26 protein-coding genes are annotated in these 24,553 nt (G+C 54.5%); 14 read left to right on the top strand and 12 right to left on the bottom strand.

Annotation, left to right across the window (positions count from 1 at the left end; genetic code table 11):
- Positions 1-11 precede the first annotated feature (11 nt).
- The 3 genes from IBT47_RS09870 to IBT47_RS09860 form a co-directional block, all read right to left on the bottom strand.
- The gene (locus IBT47_RS09870) at positions 12-2,609 is read right to left on the bottom strand and encodes a TonB-dependent receptor (protein WP_200560301.1); all 2,598 of its coding nucleotides are present in this window, start codon (positions 2,607-2,609) and stop codon (positions 12-14) included.
- A 124-nt stretch (positions 2,610-2,733) separates the two neighbouring features.
- Positions 2,734-3,690 (bottom strand): FecR domain-containing protein, encoded by a 957-nt coding sequence (locus IBT47_RS09865; RefSeq protein ID WP_200560300.1) that lies wholly within the window; start codon positions 3,688-3,690, stop codon positions 2,734-2,736.
- Positions 3,691-3,880: 190 nt separating this feature from the next.
- Entirely contained in the window at positions 3,881-4,387 is a 507-nt protein-coding gene (locus IBT47_RS09860; protein WP_200560299.1) for an RNA polymerase sigma factor, read from the bottom strand.
- Positions 4,388-4,799: 412 nt separating this feature from the next.
- Between IBT47_RS09860 and IBT47_RS09855 the strand changes: the two genes are divergently transcribed.
- From IBT47_RS09855 to IBT47_RS09835, 5 genes are read left to right on the top strand one after another with little or no spacing between them, the layout of a single operon-like run.
- On the top strand, positions 4,800-5,249 hold the full coding sequence (locus IBT47_RS09855) for a TIGR03757 family integrating conjugative element protein (protein ID WP_200560298.1): 450 nt from the start codon (positions 4,800-4,802) through the stop codon (positions 5,247-5,249).
- On the top strand, positions 5,246-6,190 hold the full coding sequence (locus tag IBT47_RS09850) for a TIGR03756 family integrating conjugative element protein (RefSeq protein WP_200560297.1): 945 nt from the start codon (positions 5,246-5,248) through the stop codon (positions 6,188-6,190). The genes IBT47_RS09855 and IBT47_RS09850 overlap by 4 nt, the downstream gene beginning before the upstream one ends.
- 1 nt (position 6,191) lies before the next feature.
- On the top strand, positions 6,192-7,598 hold the full coding sequence (locus IBT47_RS09845; RefSeq protein ID WP_200560296.1) for an integrating conjugative element protein: 1,407 nt from the start codon (positions 6,192-6,194) through the stop codon (positions 7,596-7,598).
- Positions 7,595-7,945: a hypothetical protein gene (locus tag IBT47_RS09840; RefSeq protein ID WP_200560295.1), complete on the top strand. Its 351-nt coding sequence runs from the start codon at positions 7,595-7,597 to the stop codon at positions 7,943-7,945. The genes IBT47_RS09845 and IBT47_RS09840 overlap by 4 nt, the downstream gene beginning before the upstream one ends.
- Before the next feature lie 13 nt (positions 7,946-7,958).
- Positions 7,959-9,476: a conjugal transfer protein TraG N-terminal domain-containing protein gene (locus IBT47_RS09835; protein ID WP_200560294.1), complete on the top strand. Its 1,518-nt coding sequence runs from the start codon at positions 7,959-7,961 to the stop codon at positions 9,474-9,476.
- A 7-nt stretch (positions 9,477-9,483) separates the two neighbouring features.
- Here IBT47_RS09835 and IBT47_RS09830 read toward each other — a convergent pair whose 3' ends face one another.
- From IBT47_RS09830 to IBT47_RS09815, 4 genes are all read right to left on the bottom strand, one after another.
- Entirely contained in the window at positions 9,484-9,861 is a 378-nt protein-coding gene (locus tag IBT47_RS09830) for a DUF3742 family protein (RefSeq protein WP_200560293.1), read from the bottom strand.
- Positions 9,862-9,923: 62 nt separating this feature from the next.
- Entirely contained in the window at positions 9,924-10,334 is a 411-nt protein-coding gene (locus IBT47_RS09825) for a PIN domain-containing protein (RefSeq protein WP_370569879.1), read from the bottom strand.
- Complete coding sequence (locus IBT47_RS09820; RefSeq protein ID WP_041862774.1) at positions 10,327-10,560, bottom strand: AbrB/MazE/SpoVT family DNA-binding domain-containing protein; 234 nt, start codon at positions 10,558-10,560, stop codon at positions 10,327-10,329. Before IBT47_RS09820 ends, IBT47_RS09825 begins: the two co-directional genes overlap by 8 nt.
- 97 nt (positions 10,561-10,657) lie before the next feature.
- Positions 10,658-10,906, bottom strand: coding sequence for a hypothetical protein (locus tag IBT47_RS09815; RefSeq protein WP_200560291.1), 249 nt, complete (start codon positions 10,904-10,906; stop codon positions 10,658-10,660).
- Positions 10,907-11,394: 488 nt separating this feature from the next.
- On the opposite strand from IBT47_RS09815, the gene mobH reads away from it, so the two are divergent.
- The 5 genes from mobH to IBT47_RS09790 all read left to right on the top strand — a co-directional run bounded on the left by mobH (position 11,395) and on the right by IBT47_RS09790 (position 16,573).
- The gene (gene mobH, locus IBT47_RS09810; protein ID WP_200560290.1) at positions 11,395-13,230 is read left to right on the top strand and encodes a MobH family relaxase; all 1,836 of its coding nucleotides are present in this window, start codon (positions 11,395-11,397) and stop codon (positions 13,228-13,230) included.
- Between the two features lie 361 nt (positions 13,231-13,591).
- Positions 13,592-14,311 carry a cupin domain-containing protein gene (locus tag IBT47_RS09805; RefSeq protein WP_200560289.1) on the top strand — a complete coding sequence of 240 codons (720 nt, stop codon included), beginning with the start codon at positions 13,592-13,594 and terminating at the stop codon, positions 14,309-14,311.
- 24 nt (positions 14,312-14,335) lie between these two features.
- Positions 14,336-14,911: a DJ-1/PfpI family protein gene (locus IBT47_RS09800; RefSeq protein WP_200560288.1), complete on the top strand. Its 576-nt coding sequence runs from the start codon at positions 14,336-14,338 to the stop codon at positions 14,909-14,911.
- Between the two features lie 4 nt (positions 14,912-14,915).
- Complete coding sequence (locus tag IBT47_RS09795; protein WP_200560287.1) at positions 14,916-15,653, top strand: hypothetical protein; 738 nt, start codon at positions 14,916-14,918, stop codon at positions 15,651-15,653.
- A 38-nt stretch (positions 15,654-15,691) separates the two neighbouring features.
- Positions 15,692-16,573: a polysaccharide deacetylase gene (locus IBT47_RS09790; RefSeq protein ID WP_200560286.1), complete on the top strand. Its 882-nt coding sequence runs from the start codon at positions 15,692-15,694 to the stop codon at positions 16,571-16,573.
- Positions 16,574-16,638: 65 nt separating this feature from the next.
- On the opposite strand, the gene IBT47_RS09785 is transcribed toward IBT47_RS09790, so the two are convergent.
- The 3 genes from IBT47_RS09785 to IBT47_RS09775 form a co-directional block, all read right to left on the bottom strand.
- Complete coding sequence (locus IBT47_RS09785) at positions 16,639-17,550, bottom strand: LysR family transcriptional regulator (RefSeq protein ID WP_200560285.1); 912 nt, start codon at positions 17,548-17,550, stop codon at positions 16,639-16,641.
- A 269-nt stretch (positions 17,551-17,819) separates the two neighbouring features.
- A complete protein-coding gene (locus tag IBT47_RS09780) occupies positions 17,820-19,019 on the bottom strand; it encodes an MFS transporter (RefSeq protein WP_200560284.1) in 1,200 nt (399 codons plus the stop codon).
- Between the two features lie 3 nt (positions 19,020-19,022).
- Positions 19,023-19,727 (bottom strand): type 1 glutamine amidotransferase domain-containing protein, encoded by a 705-nt coding sequence (locus tag IBT47_RS09775; RefSeq protein WP_200560283.1) that lies wholly within the window; start codon positions 19,725-19,727, stop codon positions 19,023-19,025.
- Between the two features lie 160 nt (positions 19,728-19,887).
- Between IBT47_RS09775 and IBT47_RS09770 the strand changes: the two genes are divergently transcribed.
- The 3 genes from IBT47_RS09770 (at position 19,888) to IBT47_RS09760 (ending at position 22,040) form a co-directional block, all read left to right on the top strand.
- On the top strand, positions 19,888-20,787 hold the full coding sequence (locus IBT47_RS09770; RefSeq protein ID WP_370569884.1) for a LysR family transcriptional regulator: 900 nt from the start codon (positions 19,888-19,890) through the stop codon (positions 20,785-20,787).
- Positions 20,788-21,186: 399 nt separating this feature from the next.
- Positions 21,187-21,390, top strand: coding sequence for an Hha/YmoA family nucleoid-associated regulatory protein (locus IBT47_RS27350; RefSeq protein WP_200560281.1), 204 nt, complete (start codon positions 21,187-21,189; stop codon positions 21,388-21,390).
- A gap of 107 nt (positions 21,391-21,497) precedes the next feature.
- Positions 21,498-22,040, top strand: a complete 543-nt coding sequence (locus IBT47_RS09760; RefSeq protein ID WP_200560280.1) for a GNAT family N-acetyltransferase — start codon at positions 21,498-21,500, stop codon at positions 22,038-22,040.
- A 230-nt stretch (positions 22,041-22,270) separates the two neighbouring features.
- On the opposite strand, the gene IBT47_RS09755 is transcribed toward IBT47_RS09760, so the two are convergent.
- Positions 22,271-22,600 carry a helix-turn-helix domain-containing protein gene (locus IBT47_RS09755; protein ID WP_200560279.1) on the bottom strand — a complete coding sequence of 110 codons (330 nt, stop codon included), beginning with the start codon at positions 22,598-22,600 and terminating at the stop codon, positions 22,271-22,273.
- 59 nt (positions 22,601-22,659) lie between these two features.
- Between IBT47_RS09755 and IBT47_RS09750 the strand changes: the two genes are divergently transcribed.
- The gene (locus IBT47_RS09750) at positions 22,660-23,355 is read left to right on the top strand and encodes a LysR family substrate-binding domain-containing protein (RefSeq protein ID WP_200560278.1); all 696 of its coding nucleotides are present in this window, start codon (positions 22,660-22,662) and stop codon (positions 23,353-23,355) included.
- A gap of 142 nt (positions 23,356-23,497) precedes the next feature.
- On the opposite strand, the gene IBT47_RS09745 is transcribed toward IBT47_RS09750, so the two are convergent.
- The coding region (locus tag IBT47_RS09745) for a GGDEF domain-containing protein (RefSeq protein WP_234471821.1) at positions 23,498-24,553 on the bottom strand (1,056 nt) is incomplete at its 5' end.

Below are 24,553 nucleotides of genomic sequence, written 5' to 3'. Positions count from 1 at the left end.
GTCTGCAATATCTAGAATTTGACAGTCAGGCTTCCGCGCACGGTACGACCAGGAGCTGGCACCGGAACAGCGTTAAGTGCATCGACGTAATAACGATCTGTCAGGTTATCGACTGCGAAATCGAACGTAGCGTTGTCGTTGATCTTGTAGCTTGCATAGAGATCAACCAACGTGTAGGGATTCCAGTTTGATGCATGAACGTAACTCACGCCTGAAGACGCTGTTGCACCTGCGCCGTCGTCTTTTACATATCGCTTTCCAACATAGGTGAGTCGCGAACCGACTGTGAGATTCTCATTAAAGAAGCGTGCCCCGAGATTAAGCGTCACGGTGTCTTTCGGCGGCACCTGTTGAACGGAAAAACTGTTGGAGATTCCACTTGCGGAGCACCGTTGCGCTGTAGCGGCAAGCACGCCTTCTGGCGCACAGAACATTACATCGATATAATGATTCCATGCGATGCCCCCGAAATATCTCCCCGCGTCGTATTCCGCTGACATCTCAATTCCGCGCATCTTGGCATAATCCAGATTCAAGCGCCCAAGCACATATGAATACGTACCAGGCCGGGTAGGCCTTTCGCGAGCGATATTTGCTCTCGTTATATAATTATCGATATGACTATCAAAATAAGCCGCATGCAGACGTAGCTTGTCATCAGGAAGCAACAAACCATCTTTTAGATAGTTAGCCCCTAATTCAAAAGTCTTGGCTCTCTCAGGCGAAACCGGATTCTCCTCGACCGGATAAATGAAAGATGGGCTCGTCAGTGACTCAAACACACTAGGCGAACGCAGAACGCTACCGTATTTGCCATAAACCTGGAATCCTGCAAGCGGCTCAACAGTCACGCTACCAACCGGTGACCAGCCCCCATCCTTGCGTTCGAATGGCTCCGTGAGCGTGGTGCTTTTATCCATCGTTTCAAAATGGGAATAGCGAGTGCTTCCATTTAAAGTTAACCAGTCGAGCGGCTTCCACTCCAACGTCGTAAAGCCACTGGTTTCTTTTCGCCAGCCATCACGAGGCAAAAACTGAGTCGATGTATACCAGTCCTTGTCAACTCCATCTGGCAGCCCCACAGTTTCGCGAGTGAATGCCCCACCATATTCCAGTTTGAAATCACCGACATCCGTATAGAAACGAGATGTATTGGAGGCATTCACCCCCCACCTCTCTGAGCCGACCCAGAAGTACTGGGGATTCAGAATGCCTCCTGAGAGGGTCGCCGAATTCACCCTGTTGTCAACTTTTGAAAAAAAAGAATCAACCTTGAGGTCAATAAAATTACTGTCATCCGGCCTCAATCGATAACGTGCGGTGTATGTAGCCAAGTCAATGGAGCTCCGATACCCTTGATAAGGCAACAAAGAACTCAACCCCCACGCCTGAGACCCTAAGATATGGCCATAATCACTCAGATATCGTGTATACCCGAGCTCAAGCGAATGGCCATCCTCAAACTTTAACTTGCCCTTCAAAAGCCAAGACTCATTGTCAAGCGAGGTATTGAAAACTTCCTGCTTTGGCTTGTACTGCGACAAGTCTCCGTCATACCCATTTTTCCCCGAATGATAATTGCCACTCTTTCGGCGAGCGTATGCGGCGACCACATCTACAAGCTCGGTTGTGCCGGCGATTGCGATGCTACCAGCGCCTCCTGTGGGGTCGAGAAACGATGGTCGGTTCACCAATTCAGTCGCTGTTCCCGCTGCGGGCACGGATGAACTGTTGGTATTAAAGCTACCTTTAAGTCGCACACCGACGCTCTTACCCGGAAGAAGAATGTCGTTAATGCCAATCGTACTCATGCGAACCACGCCACCAGTTGCACCGGTGGCATCAGCTCCCATACTCGGCCCTTTTTCAATCGACACAGACCCAATGAAATCAGGATCGATATAGCTACGGGAAGTCGAGCCGTTATACCCTTGGTAAACTGACGTCTCATTGGAAGCGCCATCGACAAGGACCGGCACGCGCCCTTGGCCCTGCATGCCGCGGATGTTGACGTCCACCGCGCCCGAGTTGCGGCTGTCGCCGTTCAGCACGCCGGGCACGCCCGAGAGAAAATCACCGACCGAGGTGCCCCGAAACCGCTCGATCTGCTCACCGGAGATGTAGGCGCTGGACCCAGCTGTCGTATAAGGCGCATCGGCCGGGCTGACACCTTTGGCTGCAGTAACAGTGATGGTGTCGAGCATCATGGAGCCATCATCCGCCAGTGGTGCATGGGCTGACGACACCAGATCATTGATCGTGACGGTATCTGTACTCGTGAAGTTGTAGGACAGGCCCGAGCCTCGGAGTATCTGATCAAGAGCGACGCCCGGAGGCACTGCACCCGATATACCGGACGACCTCTTACCGGTAGCAACCTCCGGAGGATACGTAACCTGAATGCCGGACTGACGCCCGAATTCCGCCAATGCTCCCGATAGCGCCCCAGGAGGAATGCTGAAGGTTACATTCTGTGACGTTTGAGCGTAGACAGTCTTTGATGACGCAACCACCGCTGCGGGGATAACAACAGATCCCCAAAGGGCAGCCGCCACGACATGCTTGCGAGTAAAGCGGCGAGCACCATCAACTCCATTGGAAGAACTCATCAGACCCCCGTATAGTTTTAAAATCTGATAGGAATGGCTTTGGCCTTTGGCGGTAGCGCAAGTCCTAACTAATTATTAAAACGAACGGCGGTCGAAAATTTTCTCCCCCAGGCAGAAAAAAATTCTAGATTTTTGTAATGACGGTGAGCCAGGGCGTCAATTCCCGCACGGTTCCACCCCGTGGCTGGACAGCAGCTGCAAGCGCACGAAGGGGATTATGCAGGTTGTAAACGCCACTAATCTTCTGGGCGCCAAGGCTGCGGTCGGCAATCACGATCTTGCCTCGCTTCCAGCGGGCTATGCGCGCGATGACTGAGAAAATCGTTTCCTGCTCAACCACAAGCATTCCGCTACGCCATGCAGCAATTTGTTCGGGCGTACGCCGGCCTCGTTCGACGTTCAGGGTCTCCCCGTCAATGGAGAGCCAGTCTCCAGTGACCAGGTTCAAGCCCTGTCTCGTTGAACTACCTATCAGGACATCGGCATCGCCTCTTTCAACAGCGATATTGATGAGGCCGGCATCCATACTCAGGTCAAAGCCACCGCTGAACGAGGACACTTCAAATTTATCAGCGACGGCCTGGAATGGACGAGTTTCATCTGCTGCTACGTTGAAATAGGCCATTCCCTCCAGCAGTTCGACACGCCGGCGGGCGGATGTGAAGGTCGAGGATATCGCGCTGTCAGGGCCCAGTGACACGAGCGTGCCGTCCTCAAGTGAAACGTGTCGCAACTCAGCGGTCGACGTCTTATCGTCGGCCTTGATGCGCAAAAGCAGTTCCGGGCCGGCGAGTAAGCCGACACCAAGGGTCGCGAAGGCAACGCCACCACCAAGCACGAAACGACGCCGCGATAAGTCCGGCTTGGCCACAGTCACCGCTTGCCGGGCCCTGACGGCTTCTCCTGACATGGAGTGGATATGCATTGCTTCCCTCCAGGCAGCTTCGTGTGCAGCGCTGCGGGACCGCCAGCTGCGAATCAATTCTCGCGTAACCGGGTTCTTCCGGTCAGAATGCTGCCGGATAATGAGGTCAAATGCCTCTTCAAATATCTGGTCGTCTTTCGACGTTTCATCGATCATAGATATATTAATCCGGCTCAACCATGGCTAAAGGCTAGAAATCAAGCAGTTCGCCCGAATGGCAGAGCCTGTTCGGAATGACGACATGCGCAATTACAGATACTCAGCACACGTTTCTGTATGTTGAAATAAGCTAACACGCCCTGTATGCGTACTATAGCGAATGAGAGGCCAGACTCGTTATCAAAAATCAATTCTGCGACATATCGTCATTCAGCTTTGAGCGGAGATGCAGGTACGAGCGTCTGATCAATGTCCAGGTGCGAGAGATGGACAGACCCAGATCATCAGCCACTTCGCTGATTGTCATATCACTCAAACGGTAAAGCTCAAAAGCGCGCCGCGTCTGTTCGGGCAATTCCATGAGTGCGCCATGAAGGATCTCGAGTTCCTGCCTCGCGCTGAGCGCCCTTTCCGCACCAGGGAGTGGATCAGGAATTTCGCCATATTCATCCACGGGCAGTTCTGAAACTGCAACGATCTGTTCACGTCGATGAAGATCAACGGACAGGTTCCTTGCTATTCTATGGAGATAGGCTTTCGGATTATCGCAACCGCGAATTGTCGTCTGATTCAATATCCGAACGAAGACATCCTGGGTCAGATCGGCCGCAACGTCAGGCCGATGCCCTCGTTGCTGGAGGAAACGCTGAATTTCCCGAGCGTGCTTTTCAAAAAGAGTTTTTGGGTTCCACATCAGCGAAACCTCTTTGTCAATTTCTGATGCACCACTTCTGACGCTGAGCAAGCGCTAACGCTACGTGCGCTGGCATCGATCAAAAAAGCGGACCTCCATCGGCGAATTATGGCGTAGGCGCGTACCATATGATCAATTCTCTAAGTAATGCCGGCACGCTGTCACCGTGTGGCTGACATCAACGATGATATTTCGAATAATATCTAAAACCTGACTTTAATGGTAATGATTTACATTTTCATCAGAAATAATATCGATGACGGCTTTTTTTGAAAACGAGACACTGCTGCACCCTTTTGGGATAGAGCCGTGAATACGGGCACTCCGCGATTCCGATTGTTGACTGACCTGCAGACTGGTTCAGGGTGAACTCTGAGACTCCACAACGGCAACATGCTTCAGGAGTCCGGACATGCTCACCCCGTTTCGCACCCAATCCGGGCCGATGCGCTTTCCATCGGCGGTAGCCAGCACCTTGTGCGTGGCGTTAGGCCTGGCCAGCCAGGCGGCCAGCGCTGCCGAGGTAACGGTATTCACCGACCGATCCATCACGCTTAAATCGGTGGATAGCGCCACCGTCGTCCACCTCGACGCAGCACAGGAAATCGAGGCCAGTCTCGCGGCCAATCTACCCGCTGATCCGCATCGGGCCCAGGCCATCGTCCAGGAACGCCTCAAACAGGGCGGCGCCCGGCTGCAACGCGATCTCGCTTCCGCCTGGCAGGGCGTGGCCGATGCTTGGGGCCTTAGCGTTTCCACCGTTCCCGCTGTCGTGGTCGACCGGCGCTACGTCATCTACGGCGAGCCGGACGTAGCCAGGGCGGTTGCTCGCATCGAGGCATACCGGAGGGCCCAGCCATGAAGCGCTCCCGTCGCCTCCGCGCCGCCATCGCGGCCCTCATGCTTGGGTCAGCTTCGTCGGCCTTTGCGCTCAACACGGCAACGATCACGGCTTCGGCTCTATCCCCTGATTGCCTCGAATACAGGGTTGTCGGGATCTGCTACTGGCTCTTTTGCACCACATTCGGTTGCTCGGTGCGGACATCGGTGAAAGTGCGCCACTACGTGCCGGATGCCGTGGTGTCCAGCTACGCCAATACGGGTGAGAACCCGTGGCTCGACGTGCGGGCCATGAGCATGCCGAACACCACTGCGCAGGCCGGCGGTGATGGCACGACCAACCAGGATCACGAAAACAACCTGTCGAAGTTCAAGAACGCTGACGTGATCGGCCACCCCGGCGGCGCGGTCCTGGGGAGGCTCGCCAGCGCTTCGGGCTATTCCTGCGAAGGTGCCGGTACGGCCTTCATGCCATACCTGCTGAGCACGCTCGACACGGTGGCCTGGCGCTACAACGTGCCGGAGGCGGTCTATCCGGAGGCTCTGGTCCCCGGCATGCGCGAAATCGGGGCACGAACCTCTGTGAACCTTTGGGGTGCGGTCTATCCGCGCGGCGGATTCCTGCACCAGACCGACGACTACAAGAGCGGTGCCGTTGTCGCGCAGCGCGCCGGCGATATCGTCACCCGCCGTGGCCAGATCCACATCTACCAGCCCCTGCTTGCCACCGCTCGCGACGGCTACTGGCCCGCAGGCGAGCTTGTCGAAGGCGATGCCTCCACGGGCAAGTGGCAGGAACTGACGCCCACGATGTCCAGTTCGTGCGCCGTCTTCCCGCATTCGAACCAGCGCGTCCAGGCCCAGCAGGGTGACTATGCCTGGGCGCTCTGGCGGCCCTACAGCTGCTGCCAGCGCCGGGGTCAGATCTTCCTTGGCAGCGTCGACTTCGGTGGAGGCTCCTGAGATGACTTCACGTTCTCCTGCTCCTGCCGTCCACAAACATCTGCGCCGGAGCCTGCTCGTTTGCGCCCTGACGGCGGCATGCTCCGGCGCCGTCGCCCAGACGAGCGTCAACGAATATGGCCTGCAACATCGTGGCAGCGTGATTGGCGACGATGTGCTGTACAGCATCGGCGGCGGCCGGGCCGTATCGATGACGGGCGCGGCCAACATGCGCTCGATCGGCGTTGGCGTTGGCTGGAACAGCAATCTCATTTGCGGCGATATGAGCCTCACCACTACGCTGCAGAACCAGTTGAACGGCATCACCAACGGGTTCCAGACCATCATGTCGAACGTGATCCAGAACGCCACCAGCGCGGTGGCTTCGCTGCCTGCGCTGATCATCCAGCGCGCCGATCCCGGTCTCTATAACCTGCTCACCAACGGTGTCCTGCAAGCCAGGCTCGATTTCGACCGCTCGAAACTCACCTGCAGGGCGATCGCGAACAGGATGGCCGACATGGCCGGTGGTCAGCTCGGCTGGGACCAGCTCGCGGAAGGAATGGCGCTCAAGAAGGCGGTTGCCAGCACCGATGCGGTTTCCGCGATCGAAGAGGCGGAGAGCAGCAAGGGCAATGAGGGCGTGCCGTGGGTCGGTGGCGACAATGCCGGCGGTTCGGGCCAGGCGCCTATCCGGGTGGTCGCTGACGTGACACGCGCCGGCTACAACCTTGTCAACGGCCGCAGCGTCGATGACACCTCGTCCATCGACTCCGGCAGTTGCGGCGACCGGCTGACGTGCCAGACCTGGAGTTCTCCGCAGGCTGCGGTCACCTGGGCCACTCGGGTCCTGGGCGAGCAGGAGCAGCGCACCTGCGAAAGCTGCACCAAGACGCAGACCACGCCGGGCGTCGGGCTGACCCCGCTCATCCAGGAAGAGTACGAGACCAAGCTGGAAAGCCTGCAGGAACTGATCTCAGGCAGCCAGTCGATGAGCTTCGACAATCTGCAGAAAGCAAGCAGCACGTCCCTGCCGATCACCCGCGGCGTGATCGAAGCGCTGCGGGATGAGCCGGATCAGGACATCCTCGCAAGGCGCCTCGCTTCCGAGGTGGCTCTCGCCAGCGTGCTGGAAAAAGCCTTGCTGCTTCAGCGCACGCTGCTGACCGGACGGATGGAGCCGAATGTGGCAGCGAACGAAATGGCCCAGGAGGCGGTCACGCAGGAGAGCGACATTCTCGACCGCGAGATCAACAACCTCAAGACCGAGCTCGAACTGCGCCGTGAGTTGGCCAACAACTCCCCGATGCAGATCATCCAGCGCCACAGCACCCGGGCCGCAGGTTCGCGCGGCGTCTACCAGGGCGATCCTATTCCCAATCGCCTTGATGAGTTGCAGCGTTCGCAATCGGGAGGAAGCAATCCATGATCCCGGTCTGGCTTCGCATGCGGTGGCTGTTCAATCGCCGTGTCGGTTACGCACTGCTCTGGACGGCCCTGCTGCTGTTTGTGGCGATCGCCATCAATGTGGTTGGCATCCGTGTGCTGGGCAGCATCGAGAGCTGGGAGCGCTGGATGGACGACCATAGCGGCTATTTCCTGGCCTGGCGCCTGCTGCTCTACCTGGGCATCGCCTGCGGATGGCGATGGATGCGCAAACGGGTTCTGGCGCGCGAACCCGACACGGAATCGCATGAACGCCTCATCCGTGTCGAAATCGCCGGTGTGGCGGCTCTGGCCGTTCTCGAAGGCAGCTTGTTGCTGCAATCCATTTAGGGCGGAGGACACGATGACGCTCTACACGTCCGACTATCTGGAGTATTACCTCACCCTCGTCGGGTGGATCGTCCACAACGGCATCTGGTCGGTTCTGGTTGCCAGCGGCCTGTTCGCGCTGCCGTTTCTCGCCATCGTGATTCAGGAATGGCTGAAAGCGCGCGCGGAAGGGGCCGACGAAGGCAACAAGGGCGTGCTCTCCTCGATGCGGATAGAAAACAGGGTGTTCGTCGCCATCGTCGTGATCATGTTCGCCGGCATTCCCTTCATCGACGTGGATCTCAACACCATCAATTTCGACCAGTCCCGTTCCAGGCAGTGCCAGGTGAACGTTCCCGCGCCCAGTGATACCGGCTGGGGGCAGTCATTCACCACGCTCAACAACCAGTCCGCCAAGGTGCCGGTCTGGTGGTTCTTTATGCACTCGATTTCCAAGGCCGTTACCAGCGCCGCCGTCGCGGCGATCCCGTGCGGAACCGACCTGCGGCAAATGAGGATGGACATCGACAACACCCGCATCGACGATCCACTGCTGGCTCAGGAGGTGACGGATTTCGCGCTCAACTGCTACGGCCCGGCGCGGGCCAAGCTGTTCATGAACCGGCCGACCCTCAGCGAGGAGCAGATGGCGGATGTCAGCTGGATCGGCTCCAACTACTTTGTCGACACGCCTGGCTTCTATGACACCTATCGCTCTAGTACACCTCGCGAGTCCTGGCCTTACGATGAGAGCCGGGATGCGGGGTTGACCGAAGTGCCGAGTGGGGCCGGATACCCGAACTGCCGGGAATGGTGGTCGGATGGCTCAACCGGCCTGCGCGCGCGCCTGCTGGCTCAGGTCGATCCCAATCTGCTTACGCGCATGGCGAACTGGGCCGGCTTCATCTCCAGGACCGAACTGGACAATTCCGTGATCCGCGCCATCGCCGCGCCTCGGCAACAGAAGCTGAATCAGGGCGCCGTCTACACCGATTACGGCGGACAGATCGACAAGACCCTGCCGAATGTCGTTACGCGAGCCGCGGGCGATGTGGGAATGGCGGTCGGCGCGATCGGGCTGTTCCCGGCGATGGATGTCATGCGCCAGGCGTTGCCCATGACGTTATCGCTGCTCAAGATGGCGCTGGTGATCTGCATTCCGCTCGTGTTGGTGATCGGCACCTACGACCTGAAAACCCTCGTGACGGTGAGCGTGGTGCAGTTCGCACTGTTCTTCGTCGACTTCTGGTTCCAACTGGCGCGCTGGGTCGACTCCACGATCCTCGACGCACTCTATGGCTGGGGATGGGGCTACAACCGTCCGATGACCAATTTCGACCCGGTGATGGGGCTGAACAACGCGTTCGGGGATCTGCTGTTGAACTTCGTCATGGCAACAATGTTCCTGGTGTTGCCTGGGTTCTGGCTCGCCGCGTTGACATGGGTTGGCGTGCGCGCGGCTGGAATAGTTTCCGCCTTTTCAAACAGCACCAAAGACGCAGCATCGGCTGGAGGGAAAGGACCTGCCGTCATCTCAAGCAAGCTGAAGTAGCTGGCGTTCAGAGGTCCTTTTCATCGGGAAAGTCAGGATGATCAGTATCGTTGTAGGGCACCGGATCGTACCCTGGTGTCTCTCGGAGATCTTCCTGCGTGGTAAACACCCACATCTTCTCTTCTGGGGCGTCACCACGCCCAGTCGCCCACACGGCTGCGACAGCGAACAGGAGCAACAAGGCCAGCCAGAAGGTGGCGTAGAGAAGAACGCCCAGCAGAACGAGCTTGACGGCCCACACCAGAGCGGTTGCGACAGCACTTGGTGCGCCAACCGAAACCAGCCACGCGACAGCCCTACGCTCCTGGTGCTTATACGCATGCCAGATGCGGCCGAGCCTGCGGCCGAAACGTTCTGCGGTACTGCTGCGGGTTGTCGTGTTCATGTTGATCACCTGTTGTCTACGTCACACAGTTGCTCCAGTTGGTTCCTTCTTGCCTGCTGCATTCATTTCACTACGAACGGATTTCTGATGGTCAAACTGTCTTCCAGTATCTGCCCGTGGTTCATGTCCTCACTGTAGAGCGTGCTGCAATTGGCTGCTGCTGCGGCCGCAACGATACAGGCGTCGTAGAACGACAGGCGATGCAGCTCGGCCACCCATCGGGCTTGATCGTGAATCGTCTCCGTGAGCGGAACGACCCGGCAAAAGCTGCGCACCAGTTCCAGGAACTGAGCGATCTCGTCCCAGCTCATCTGTAGCTTGCGCAAGCACACGTTCGTCACTTCGTTGAGCACCTGCACGCTGATGACCGGGGAAGCCTTCAGCAACGCCTCCGCGTTGTCCGCTTTGTCGGAATCGCTGGACAGAAGGTAAAGCACTACATTGCTGTCGAGGAAGTGCTTGAACTTAGCCACGGGCGTTGGCTTCGTCACGGCTGAAGCGGAAATCTGCCGGCAGCTTGCCGCGGAAAGCGCGCAGGCGCTCCAACAAGGCATCAGCACCGGGCTTCTTGCGAACCGCGAAGGTGCGCGGATCATCCACGATGATCTCGATATCGTCCCCTTCACGCAGTTCCAGCGCTTCCACCAGCGTGGCCGGGAGACGAACGGCGAGACTGTTGCCCCATTTTGCGACTTGCATCCTGAACCTCCTATATGGATATACGTTCTCATTGTATATCCAAGATTCAAAAATGCAAGACCCTGCCATGTGTCGCCGCACCCAATGAAGTCAAACCCTAGTGCTGCGTTGCCAGCATCACATCGCCGGCCACATCAAGATCAACGCGCTTCAACTTCTCCAGCAAATCGTAGAACTCCTGCTCCCCGCCGAGAATACGAGTGAACATCGCACACTGACAGATGAGGGAATCGAGTAACAGGCGCTGGTCCAGCGCCGTATCGCATTCGGCTACGCCCGACAAAATGAGTGCGTACGCACGCTGCGCATGAATGCTGGTTTTCTTATTGCTGTCCGACTGATCCATACCGTCCCCTCCATGGCTTTAATTTCCGCGCCATTCGGAATGGAATCCGACAGATGGCGGCGACCCGCAGGGGTGAGAAACCGGCTGATACCAGACCGGCCAGACGCATGCGTCTGCCCTACGGATCGCCATAAAGCGACCCGCTGGTATCAATTCGGGTTCTCACACCCGGCGCCGATGAGCGGCGCACAGCAAGGATTGCACATCGCAATTTGCTGGATCAATCAAAAGTTCAGCTTTTTCCGATAGATAACTCCGTCACAACCCCGTTGCCTCAGCGAGGAATGCACGAGCCTGACCATTAGCGCAGGACGACAAAGGGACGCATCCAGTGCCGCATTCTTGCTCGCTGGCACTAGCCCGCGGGCCATATAAAAGGGCTTGGCAAGGGCAAAAGGTCGGCAAGGGGCAAGGGAATGGTGCCCAAGGGAAATGGGCCTACCTGAAAAGGAAAAGGCTCTCCTGCGACCGCAATTACAGGTGCTTACATGTTCGCGCTGTTCCAACGAAAACGACCAGTGCAGGCCGCTACCGTATCGCCTGCTACTGCAACAAAAGGCAAAGGGCTGACGCGGCCGGAGCCGGCCGCGTCTCTGCTGGCCACGCCCCGCCGACAGAAGCTGCTGGAACACATCTGGCAACGGACATCGCTTTCACGTGCGCAGTTCGCGGCCCTGTACCTTGCTCCACTCGAACGGTACGCCGAGCTGGTCCAGCAGTTCCCAGCATCGGAATCGCATCATCACGCCTATCCAGGGGGCTTGCTCGATCACGGGCTTGAGATCGTCGCTTATGCACTCAAGCTAAGGCAGTCCCACCTTCTTCCGGCGGGAACGACACCCGAGGACCAGGCCGCACAAGCCGAAGCCTGGACGGCTGCAACGGCCTATGCCGCGCTGCTCCATGATATTGGCAAGATCGCCGTCGACCTGCATGTCGAGATGGGCGATGGCAGCGTGTGGCACCCCTGGCACGGACCGTTGCTGCATCCGTACCGCTTCCGCTACCGCAAGGACCGCGAATACCGCCTGCACAGTGCAGCGAGCGGATTGCTCTACAACCGATTGCTCGATCGCGACATCCTCGACTGGCTCAGTGGCTACCGTGAACTATGGGCGGCACTGCTTTATGTGCTGGCCGGACAGTACGAGCACGCCGGCGTGCTGGGCGAGCTGGTCACGCAAGCTGACCGCGCCTCAGTCGCGCAGGAACTGGGCGGTGATCCCGCCAAGGCAATGGCCGCGCCGAAGCACGCTTTGCAGCGTAAATTGCTGGAGGGGCTTCGCTATCTGCTCAAGGAAGAGCTGAAGCTGAACCAGCCGCAGGCATCGGATGGCTGGCTGACACAGGATTCCTTGTGGCTCGTCTCCAAGACGGTTTCGGACAAACTGCGCGCGCATTTGCTGTCGCAGGGGATCGAGGGGATTCCGGCCAACAACACGGCCGTCTTCAACATCCTGCAAGACCACGGCATGCTGCAGGCCACACCTGACGACAAAGCCATCTGGAAAGCGATCGTCACCAGCGAGGCAGGCTGGACGCACACGTTCACGCTGCTTCGGCTTGCACCGGCGCTGATATGGGAAGGCAGCGAGCGTCCGCCGGCGTTTCAGGGAACCGTGGAGGTGGTCCAGGAAGAGGACGCAGCAGCATCCCCCGCTACATCGACCACCGCGGAGCCGCCTTCGACTGCCAGCGTGACACCCACTCCCGCGCTCTCACCGCTTGCGCCTGCGGCACAAGCAGTCGGCAATGATGGCGTCGACGCCTTGCTCGATTTGCTCGGAACGCCAGACATCGAGCCACCGCCTATCGCGGCACCATTGAACGAGCTAACCGCGCCCGCTCAGGCTCCTGAGCCGAGCGCGCCCAAACCTGCAGCGCCGCAGCCGAAGATCGAGGCGGAAGATGCCCGAACGTCTCCATCCGGGGAGCATTTCATTGCCTGGCTACGGCGGCATATCGAAGCCCGCAAGCTGATCATCAACGATGCCAAAGCCCTGGTACATACGGTGGCCGATACGGTGTATCTGGTCAGTCCCGGCGTATTCCAGCGCTACGCTCAGGAGCACCCGCAGACGGCGTTCCTGGCCAGGCAGGAACAGATCTCAGACTGGCAGTGGGTGCAGAAGCGCTTCGAGAAATTGCAGTTGCACCGCAAACAGGACAGCGGCCTGAACATCTGGACCTGTGAAGTCACTGGGCCGCGGAAATCGCGCCGACTGCATGGATATCTGCTGCTTGATCCTCGGCACTTGTTCGATGAAGTCCCAATAAACAATCCCTACCTGACGGTGTTGAATACACCAACTACGACGGTGTAACGCCAAGGAGCGTTACGAGTTCACTTCAGCATCCATAAAGGTCTCCGCGATCATGAGCGACGACTTTTTAAGTAGTCCACCCCATTTTTCGAAGGGTCAAAACCTTCATAAATAACAAATTACTATATTTATCTACTATTTCCTCGAAGAGAGTTTGGAATCGAAACCAGAAACACACCAAATGGATCAACGACTTATTTATCAATCTACGCATCGCTGCCTTGTGATCGCAAATTTTAATATGGCACAACTTAAATTTTAATATTTCACGATTTGAAATATTGAAAGATAGACTGAATATCCAAAGACATGATGTGACCTAACTATGTATGCATGACTAGATTCCCCGGGAGGGAAAGCTATGGAAATACGCAGCAGGACACCAGATGCATCTGACGAGTCAGAAATAAGCAGAATACTTCTATCAACCCCAAATAACGGGGAGTCTTTTGAAAAAGATGTTCATCTAAATGGCTTTATCGAGAAGCCATGGGGATTCGAGTATCGGATATATTGCGATTCAATCTTCGATGCTTGGAAACTCCATATATCTCCGGATGAATCAACGTCGATGCATTGCCATATTCAGAAAGACACCGTTCTAATTTGCCTGAAGGGGAGTGGCCTGACCCAGTTCTTGGATGGAAGCAAATATCCACTCCAGCCAGGCGAAAGCATTTATATCAATAAAGGCGTATTTCACCAGACAACCGCTGGCAAGTCGGGCGTTGAGTTGCTGGAGATTGAAAACCCTCGAAATAAATTCGATTTACTCAGGCTTCAGGACAAATACGGCAGGCAAAACACTGCATATGAGAAAAAATCCCAGGACCATGACCTGTTGGCCCCACTTGAGAAAATTGGTCCGGGTATTTTCATCAGACCACACGACATCCATAAAAACGTTTCTTTCAAAATATTGAAATTGAATAACGATGAAGTGCGCTCGAACAAAAACTCATTATTCATAGCCCTCGACATTAGGCATCACTTGAGCGGAAAAATACACATATTAAACACAAACGACACACTCGCAGGTAATTACCACGGCCAGAATGTTTTATTGATAGTTAAAAACTGAAATAACTTACCGGAGAATATATTTATGATCAACCAAACACGCGCAGTAATTATTACCGGACCAGGCTTTCAGGATCATGACGTTGTTTACTCCTACTATCGAGCTAAAGAAGAAGGCATAGATATCTCCGTCGCTACAAAAAATGGCGAGCCGGTAACGGGAAAATACGGGATCACAGTCCCGATGGACAAACGCTCAAAGGCGAACATCAGCTTTGACGAACTAAAACCAAATGACTTTGATCTGGTCATTCTTACCGGCGGACACGAGGCACCTGATCGAGTCAGACAGGATCAGCGAGTAAAAGATTTCGTTCTGCAAATGGCACTGCAGGGCCGGATCGTAGCGGGTCTTTGCCATGGTCCTTGGATCATGATCTCTGCGGGCGTCCTCAAGGACAAACTCGCTTGTGCATATGTTGGACTAAAAGACGACATGATCAACTGCGGAGCAAAGGTGATAGAAGCCGACGTCGTTGTCGACGGCAACATAATCACATGCTCCTACTACGCAGAATGCGGCAAGTTTATGCGCGAAGCGTTTGATGCCGTTGCACGGCTGAAAAACGGTGAAAGCCTGCCCGAACCTCGCGTGGTCTGACGCTATGCTACTTGCATTGGACTTTGATGGAGTTGTGGTTGACGGAATAGATGAATGCCTTCTGGTCGCCTGGAATGTATTTCACGACAACCCAGCCGATTATTTCAATCGTGAAACACTACGGTCGATTCCAGAGAAATTTAAGGACGGATTCAAACTACTTCGAAGCTATGTCAGGCATGACGGACATTTTATTGTCCCATTCCATGGCGGCGGCGCTGCGCCGACCAACAGCCGTAGCTTTGCTGAATCTTACGAAACGATACCATCAGATATCCGGCACGAGTTCAGGCAAGCATTCGTGGCGTACAGGGAGGCAGCTCGTCGGTCCCATCCCGCATTCTGGGCAGAACTGCATGTACCGCTTATCGACATAGAGCGCCTTTTTTCTGTCGGGCATGAGGTGAGAATCGTATCTGGAAAAGACACACCATCGATCTGTTCGATCCTACGACAACATGGCGTAAATCTCGCAGAAGCCCATGTTTTTGGCAGGATGACGGATAAAAGAGAGGTACTCGCACAACTTAAAAAAGAGGCAGACGACAAAGGTCAGAGCATGACCTTCCTGGATGACAACATCGAAAATGTAGTTGAAGCAAAACAGCTCGGAATCGGGATCAATGCCCTCTGGGCAAACTGGGGCTGCCGAAGCCCAGACCATCAGGCCGTGGCGTTAGCTAACGCGGTAACAGAAGTCACCGCTGACAGCCTGTTCGATTTTCTGAGAACCTCGGATTGAATCAAGATCCATCTAACCTTGTAGATAAGGAGTAACTCATGGCGAAAGAAATACTCTGCGGTTTTGGGGTGGGCGTTGACGCGGTTGCTGGCTGGCTTTCCTCATACGGAGGCGAAGACTCGCCCAGCGATATTTCACGCGGCATGTTTGCTGGCGAAGTTGGAACACCACGACTTCTCAACCTGTTTGATCAGTTCGCTATTCCGACAACCTGGTTTATGCCGGGACACTCAATCGAGACATTCCCACGCCAGATGGAGGCGGTCGTGAAAGCCGGTCATGAGGTCGGTGTACACAACTATAGTCACGAGAATCCCATATCGATGTCCCCCGAACAGGAGCGGGAAGTTCTTCTGAAAGGCATTGAAATGGTCACTCAACTCAGCGGAAGACGACCCACGGGGTATGTTGCACCATGGTGGGAGTTCTCTCCGGTGACGACGGATCTCTTACTTGAGAATGGCATCAAGTACGACCATTCATTGATGCATCATGATCACCAACCTTACTATGTAAGAAAAGGCGATACTTGGACCAAGATCGACTATAGCAAAACTCCAACAGACTGGATGAAACCGCTTGTCAGGGGAGAAGAAACGGATCTGATTGAATTGCCGGCAAGCTGGACCATCGACGACATCCCCCCGTTCATGTTCATGAAGACAAAGCCTAACAGCCAGGGTTTTATGAACCCACGTGACATCGAGCAGCTATGGCGGGATCAATTCGACTGGGTATACCGCGAACACGATTATGCGATCTTCACCTTCACGATTCACCCAGATGTTTCGGGCCGGCCGCATGTGCTAATGATGCTTGAGCGCTTGCTGACCCATATGCTCGGGCATCCCGGCGTAAAATTTATGAAGCTAAATGATATCGCTGATGACTTTGCGAAGCGCTCACCACGGAAGGTATAATATTTTCTGGCAGCCAGATGGCTGCCTTTTCGCTATCCTCAGGGTCTTTGGTTCTATGGGCGAAATCATGCCGTTTGACCACCAAAATCACCTCGTTTTGCTATCTCGACTATTCTGTTCTTCACATACATAACGAGTGGATTGCGCAATGCGCTCTCATTCCACACCAAATAAATTGAGTTCATCGGAAAATCGTTGAACAGGCTCACCTCCAATATTTGCTCATCCTTGATACTCTGCGCACAGAGATACTCAGGCATTACAGTCCAACCGACATCTTGTTTTATCATCCGCTCCAGAATCCGGAGATCCGGCACAGTCAGAAATGGACGAAGTGCCGCTAAAATTTGAGGCATCCCCTGGAATACCTCGCGGATCAGAGGTAATTGCTCGTCGTACGTTATCAATGGCAGTTTACACAGCGCATCCAAGACATTTTTGCTTTGCGATATTTCACGTGCAGCGGAAGCAGATGCGACGATTACCAATTTCTCCTTTCCAATCTCCTCATAACCGAATCGTTGCTGATCTGGTCGTGACGTCGTGAAACCGATCTGGCTAGTACCTTCAATTAGGCTCGCGTATATTTTCTTCCTGTTTCCAGTAACCACCTGAAAGCGAAGATCATCCGAAATAATCGGCTTGATCACCGATGCCAACGTAGCCCACAGTAGTTCTGCGGGGCCAACGATTGATATCGTGCCTGATGCCCTTTTGGCATATCCTCTTAGCGTTGCCAGCTTGGACTCGATCGTGTCCAGATCGTGAGCTATTAACCTCGCCAATTCATCCCCTTCGGCTGTCGGCACGACGCCATGAGAGCTGCGTTTAAACAGAGTAGTCCCAGTAAAGGACTCCAGTGAATGGATATGAGAGGAAACGGCGGGCTGGCTTATTCCCAATCGTGTCGCCGCTTTCGATATTGAACCCGCTCTGTATACATCAACAAAACTTCTTATCTGAATGAGATAACTCATACTGCACACCCCCAAGAGCGCTGAAGTCCATATTCAAGGCCGAAAATTCAATCAAGCCCGCAGTAAAGTTTTAGTATTCAAAAGCGATAAACACCAGAAAGATAAGAATAAATAATGTTTTTTAGCCAGCCATATCCAGAGGGCAGTATTGGTTCCGTGAAAATAACAATATGGACATTTCGAACGCCGATATAAGTTGACGTAAAAATAGGGAAGCCAACGGTCGAAGATACCGCTGGCTCCAAAGAATACTGCGTATGAGGTTGAAATCAGTTCGATGAAGCCCCTTGGGCCGTTCTTCTCCTGGACTCAGCCATTTGTATGAGCATCCAGAGTATGCCCAGGACAACGACAGCCGCCCCCACCCATGCAGTGCTCACAAGGCCGGTAATCTCCAGAGCAACACCGCCCAAAATCGAGCCCAGGGCAATACCGCCATTGAAACCCGCGATATTCAAACCAGCCGCTACTGCCGGCGCCTGTGGTGCGTAGTCATGAGACAGGCCTATCACCCTAGCCTGAAGCGCAGGAACAGCAGCATAGGTCAGAGCACCCAGCAAGCCAATTAGCATTGCCATCAGTACGAGCGAAGATGCCGATGCCCACATTGCAAGCAATACCACGGCCAATCCAACCAATACCACCATAACTGCATAGTTTGCACCTTTGCTGTCGGTCAGACGGCCGCCCCAGATGTTGCCAATAGCGGCCATAACGCCGTACCCGAGCATCAGCAAACTGCTGGTGCTTTCAGTGACCAACGTGACCTGCAAGAGGATCGGAGAAATGTATGTATACAGTGCAAACGAACCGGCATAGGCCAGAACAGTGATACCAGCACCAGCCAACAGCCGCGGATTGAACATAGCCTTGAGACCGTCCATTGCGTTGGCCTGGGCCGAGGCATCGTTATGGTCGGTTGGCATCAAGATGAGCAACCCTAAGAAACCGATCGCACCACTGGCTGCCACCGCCATGAAAATCACCTGCCAATTCAGGATACTGCCGAGGTAAGTTCCCAGCGGCACCCCAAGAGCCAGGGCGAGAGTCAACCCACCGAATACAACAGCGACGGCGGCTCCAGCACGATTGCGCCCGACCAGTTGGGTGGCAACACTCGATGCAACAGCAAGGAATACCCCATGGCCGAGTCCCGAAGCGAAACGTGCCGCCAACATCGGCATCAATGCATCCGAGAGGCTCACTATTGCATTGCCAACAGTGAACAATCCCATGGCCACCAACAGCAGACGTTTACGGGGCCAACGCGTTGCAAGAGCGGTCAATCCTGGTGCACCGATCACCGCTCCCAGCGCATAGGCCGTCACCGCCGTTCCCACCTGACTGACGCTGGTGTGCAAGTCCGTGGAAATGTTCGACACCAGACCGATGGTGACAAACTCAGTGAAACCTAGTGCAAAGGCGCAGAGCGCGAAAACGTAGATAACAAATGGCATGCGCTCGCTCATGATTTATGCTCGCTCATCAACACTGGACGTCAATAGCGGCAGCATCGCTTCAGCTACGCCTTTGGCCGATGCAGGATTCTGGCCCGTCACCAGCCGCTCGCTCACCACGACCTGAGCCTCAAAGTTTGCCGCCGGCAGATGGTTGGCCCCTCGGTTCTGCAGAACGTCGGCAAGCAAGAATGGTACGGTGTCATATAAACCGACTGCACGCTCCTCATCGTTGGTGAAAGCCGAGACCTCCTTACCAGCTACCAGATAGCTACCATCAGAGAGTTTGATGTTCACCAATCCAGCTGGCCCGTGGCAAACTGCCGAAACCACGCCACCACGCTCGTAAATTCGTGCTGCGATGGCTGCCAGTTCAGCGTTGTCGGGAAAGTCCCACATCGTCGCGTGACCACCGGCATAGAAGATTGCGGCATAAACGTCAGGGTCGATCTGTGACGGCGCCAACGTGTTTTCCGTAGCTCCGCGAAGCGTCGCATCATTCCAGAATTCAGCATTGATCGGATCATCCAGGTTCAACCCGTCGACATGGGTTTTTCCACCCTTCGGGCTTACGAAATCGACGGTGAAACCCGCTTCCACAAGAACTTTGTATGGATGACTCACCTCTGACAGATAGAAGCCGCTGGGCGCGGCATCCGGTGCGTCTGCGAGACCTTTCCTGTCATGACTGGTCAACACAAAGAGTACGCGCTGTGACATTTTCTGGCTCCTTTGAAGATTTGAAAGTGCATATGGCATCCATTGCAGCCTCGGACAGCATGGCTGGATGAGCATGCTCGACACTCATTCTGGACAATTTACTTTAACCTTCAAAGTGCCTAAAATTGACAAACACTTTCCCCAGAAAGGACCAAATCAAGTGCGCAACGATGATCTCGCCGTCTTTCTGCATGTGGTTGACCGTCACAGCTTTTCGGCTGCGGCGAGGGACCTTCAAGTCGCTCCCAAAGCTGTCAGCAAGCAGATCGCAAGGCTGGAAAGTGCTCTCGGAACCACCTTGTTCGAACGGAACACGCGTAACCTGCGTATCACCGACGAGGGACGCGCCATCGCCGAGAGGGCGCGCGTCGCCCTGTCTGTCCTCGCTGAGGTGAAAGAGCTAGCCAGAGGAGGGAGCCAGGAACTGACCGGCAACATACGACTGACCGCACCAGCACCGTTCGGGCGCAAATTTGTGGCATCAGCAATCACTGACTTTTGCCGGCTACATCCCAGGGTTGGGTTTGATCTGCGCCTCTCCGACCAGGTCCAGGACCTCTATAGCGGCGATTTGGATCTGGCTATACGTATGGGTGAACTGGCCGATTCAAGGCTTCTCGCTCGCAGGGTGGCGGACAATCGCCGTATCCTGGTGGCTTCACCAGCCTTCGTTGAAGCGCATGGAAATCCCGCGCGGCCGGAGGACCTGGAACATCACAACTGCCTGGTGTTCACCTATCCCGGACTACTGCAAAACACGTGGCCGCTTCGAAAGGGGCGGCACGAGAAGTCCGTGCTGATCGGTGGCACGCTCTGTAGCGACAATGGCGATGTTCTACATGAGTGGTGCCTTGCCGGGTTGGGAATCTCGATGCGTGAAACCTGGGATATCCACGAAGAGCTACGTAACGGCCATCTGGTTCGCATACTGCCCGAATGGGAGGGTGTAGCATCAAAAATCAGCCTTGTGCGAGCACGCAGGGAACCCGTGCCACACAGATTGACTGCATTTAGCGACTTCCTGCTCAAGCGATGGCAACAGGCACCGTGGGATGATTGAGCAGAACCAATGCGACTCACTCCATTTAACCGTGAGAGCCGCAGCTGTTTCGGTGACGGTATACAGCAGGGCAGCAATCTCTGCTATTCATGACAACTCATCAGGCAGGCTTGCAACACTCAGTAAATGGGTAGCCTGATCGCCGTAGATGACGAAGCTGCGATCTGCAGGACGGCTTTCCTCTCCCTATAATTACCCCACCGCAAATAAAAACACTATTTACTTCAACTCAATACCTCTTGCGCACCAACAACATAAGAATATATTCTTATTATGAGTTAAAAATTACCAGTTCTGGTCATTTGATAACGGCAACAGGAAGTCTCAGTTATTGACCTTCTGTTATTTGGAAGTCCGTCATTGCCAGTTCTTATGCGGCAGATCAGAAGGTGAAAATTGATGATAAGAAAGAAATATCTGCTGAAATTTCGAAAGTGCCAAACCTTGCGTACGCTGGAACAGGTTTATGAACATATGCAGGGCCATATCCCATCTTCCGAACTTGGTGAATTCGAAGGAGCATGCGACCATCGCCGCGCGGAAATTATCCATGGGAAATTGTGGGACAAAGTGCCTGCGTCAGCATGGAGAAACGTAAGCTAGATAGGCAGAGCCACTCCTGGCGTTGAAAGGCGGCCGAGACAAATTTGGCGTGATATCAGGGTGTTTTTTAGAATGTGGCAATACTCGCCAGATAAAATGAGGGTTTCATGATCGTCATCACAACAGCGCGTCTGATTATTCGCGCATTCAACGATAAAGATGCTTCTGCATTGTTCGAGTACCTGTCTTCACCGCGCACACCTTGCTTTTATGATGAGAAACTCAATTCATTGGCAGAGGCAAAAAAAGATGTCTACAAAAGAGCCCGTGATACCAGCCAGTTTGCGGTATGCCTTAAAGAGACTGATGGGTTGATTGGTCATCTATTTGCAGACAATAGTGATGAACCAGACCGTAGCACTTGGTCAGTGGGCTGGCACTTTAACCAGCGATACGGAGGTCAGGGTTATGCTACAGAATCCGTCGCGGCCCTGTTTCAATATTTGTTTTCGGAAAAACAAGCCAGACGCATTTATGCCTACGTTGAAGATTACAACCTGAGTTCTCAGAAGCTTTGTGCCCGCCTTCATATGCGTCAGGAAGGCTGCTTTAAAGAGTTTGTCTCTTTCATGACGGAAAAAGGTGAAAAAAAATACGACGATACCTTTGTCTACGCCCTTCTCAAAAAAGAATGGAAGCCAATATTATAGCAGCAGATGTATGTCCGATTCTCGCTTAAGTCAGACTGTCCGATTTGATTGCGCGTTGTTCTATAAAACTGTCAGGTCCAGTATGATCTAATACAAATTAGCCATGGGAAATTGTGGGGCAAAGTGCCTGCGTCAGCATGGAAAACCTAAGCTAGATACGCAGAGCCATTCCTGGCGTTGAATGTATGGGTAACTCACTCCCAACCTTCTTTTGGGCGCCTGAAGACGCTCTATTCAGATGCGCTGGAATTGTTTCCGTCTGCCAGGATACCTGCCCGGACAAGCTCCAGGCTGCTCTCTGTCTCTGCGATAAGAAGAGCCGCACTGCACTCCAGGGCATTCGCAATCCGTAGTATCAGTGCCAAGGTTGGCATGTGCTCACCCCGCTCGATCCTTCCCATGTGCGCCCGTTCGATACCGGCTAAATTTCCCAAAGCTTCCTGTGCCGTCCCGCGTTCCATTCTCAACGCCTTAACCGCCATGCCAAATGCCTTGGCTGGCTCCGCTTCATAACTTTTACTGCCTGTTGGCCGGCCTCGCCTTATTTCACGCTTTTGCATCTACAAAAGCGTGAAGTATGGCCACAAATTAAACCACGCTTAATTAAACGCGGGCTGCTATGATTGAACACTGTCACATCGTGTTTTTCTTGCCGGGAGAACCAGCCATGATCTGCCAACACGCCCCTGCTTCGTTGAGGATTGCCGTGTCCTTCGGGGCGTTCAGCGCACCATTTGCAGATCTGTTGGCAAAGCAACGCGCCGAAGAGCCTGGTACAGAGATCCATCTGACCGAGACGTCCTTTTTTGACCAAGCTCAAGGCCTGGAAGATGGCCGCTACGACCTGGCGTTTGCTATCGGTCCGGCTGCGAGGGCAACGCTGCATGCAGAGGTTCTATGGCGCGACCAGATCGCCGTAGCGCTTCCTGTTCGTTCGCCGCTACTGGAGTTCGCAGAAATTCCGTTGCAGAAGGTCATGGAATACCCGGTGATCCTTTGGTCGACAGAACACTGTGACCCCCTCGGCCAACAGGTCATGGATCTGTTGGATTTGGCGAATTCAGCGATTAACGTTGTTGATTACGTGAAATCATTTGAATTGATGGCCGTTCTGGTTGCAGCGGGTTATGGGATTGGTTTTGCGGGGAAACAACGCATTTACGCCGCACGTAGTCTGGGCATCGTTATGCGTCCATTAGCTGGCCCACCGAAAGAACTCAATATCTATCTGCTTCGCACACAGATCGCACCTTCCTTGCCCGCAGAACGCCTGATCAGACGAGCACGCATGCTCAATCAGATGGTCGTAAGCTGATTCGCTGACCAGGAACTATGGTCTACGATCGTGTTGCATGCCAATCGGATGAGTGCCGCCGCCCGTGTTCACTGATATCCTGGGCGGCGAGATTTTTTCCGAGCCTCTTGCTACGTCAGCTAATACATCGCCTGCTTCCCACTCATCTGCCGATTTGATTTTCCCCGGCGCAACGACGATGCTCTCTCGTTCCGCCTGGAAGATGAGTTGAGCCGGTCTTGATAGACATGTCCCACCACTTCCAAATTCCTCTGCCTGCTCTTTTGGCTTGATATAACGCGATGTCCGCACGCCGCAATAACTCCTGTTTGCTCACGGCTTGGTCCGGATAGAAACAGCCACCCACGCTGGCAGAGACGTATATCGAATGACCTTCGACGATGATTTGCTGTTTGATTGTTTCGATGATGCGCTGGCAAATATCGTATATAACATCGGGGTTCTCATCATGCACCTCCAGCAGCAGGCAAAACTCATCGCCGCCCAACCTGTAGACCGCATCTGACTTCCGAATGACTTCCTTCAGGCGGCTGGCGATCACGCACAACACCGCGTCCCCAACCTGATGGCCATAAGTGTCATTGACAGGCTTGAAGCCATCCAGGTCTATCATCAGCAGTGCCAGTGGCAACGACGGGTTCAGGGTCTGCACGTCACGCCAGCGCTCCTGCAGCGCCCGGCGGTTGCCCACCCCCGTCAATGGATCGAGAAACGCATACTCCTTGAGCGTTTTATTGTAACGCTTGGTATGAGAGACATCTTTGTAGAAGGCGATGCCGATTTTCTGCTCGGGGATGATCAAACCAAAATGCTGGACAGAGTGAATCTGCCCATCCCCGCCCAAAATATCTATTTCGACTTCCGGCACAAGGATGATGTCTGTGGTATTCGAAACAAGTTCGAAACCTTGCCAGTGCTGCTCCAACAAAACGCGTTGTTTCTCGTGGATGTAGGTTTCCTCAATTAGCTGCTCTGCAGTCTGGAAATGGCCGGACGGATAACCGAACAGCTCGTCGAATGCCCTGTTGCTGTACTGGATATGAGCGCCTGGCAGCGTCGCCCATGACACGCCGAACGGAAGTGCATCGAGGATATTGGTGATGAATTGCCCACTGATAGGGCTTTTCATTAAGGTGTCCCACACGCCGAACCCCTCCGCAAACCTTCGCAATAAGCCTTCTGGCGGGCTTTCTTCGCC

The organism is Erwinia sp. S43 (assembly GCF_016624745.1).
GTDB classification, from domain to species: domain Bacteria; phylum Pseudomonadota; class Gammaproteobacteria; order Enterobacterales; family Enterobacteriaceae; genus Erwinia; species Erwinia coffeiphila.
This window is presented reverse-complemented; position numbering and strand designations above follow the sequence as displayed.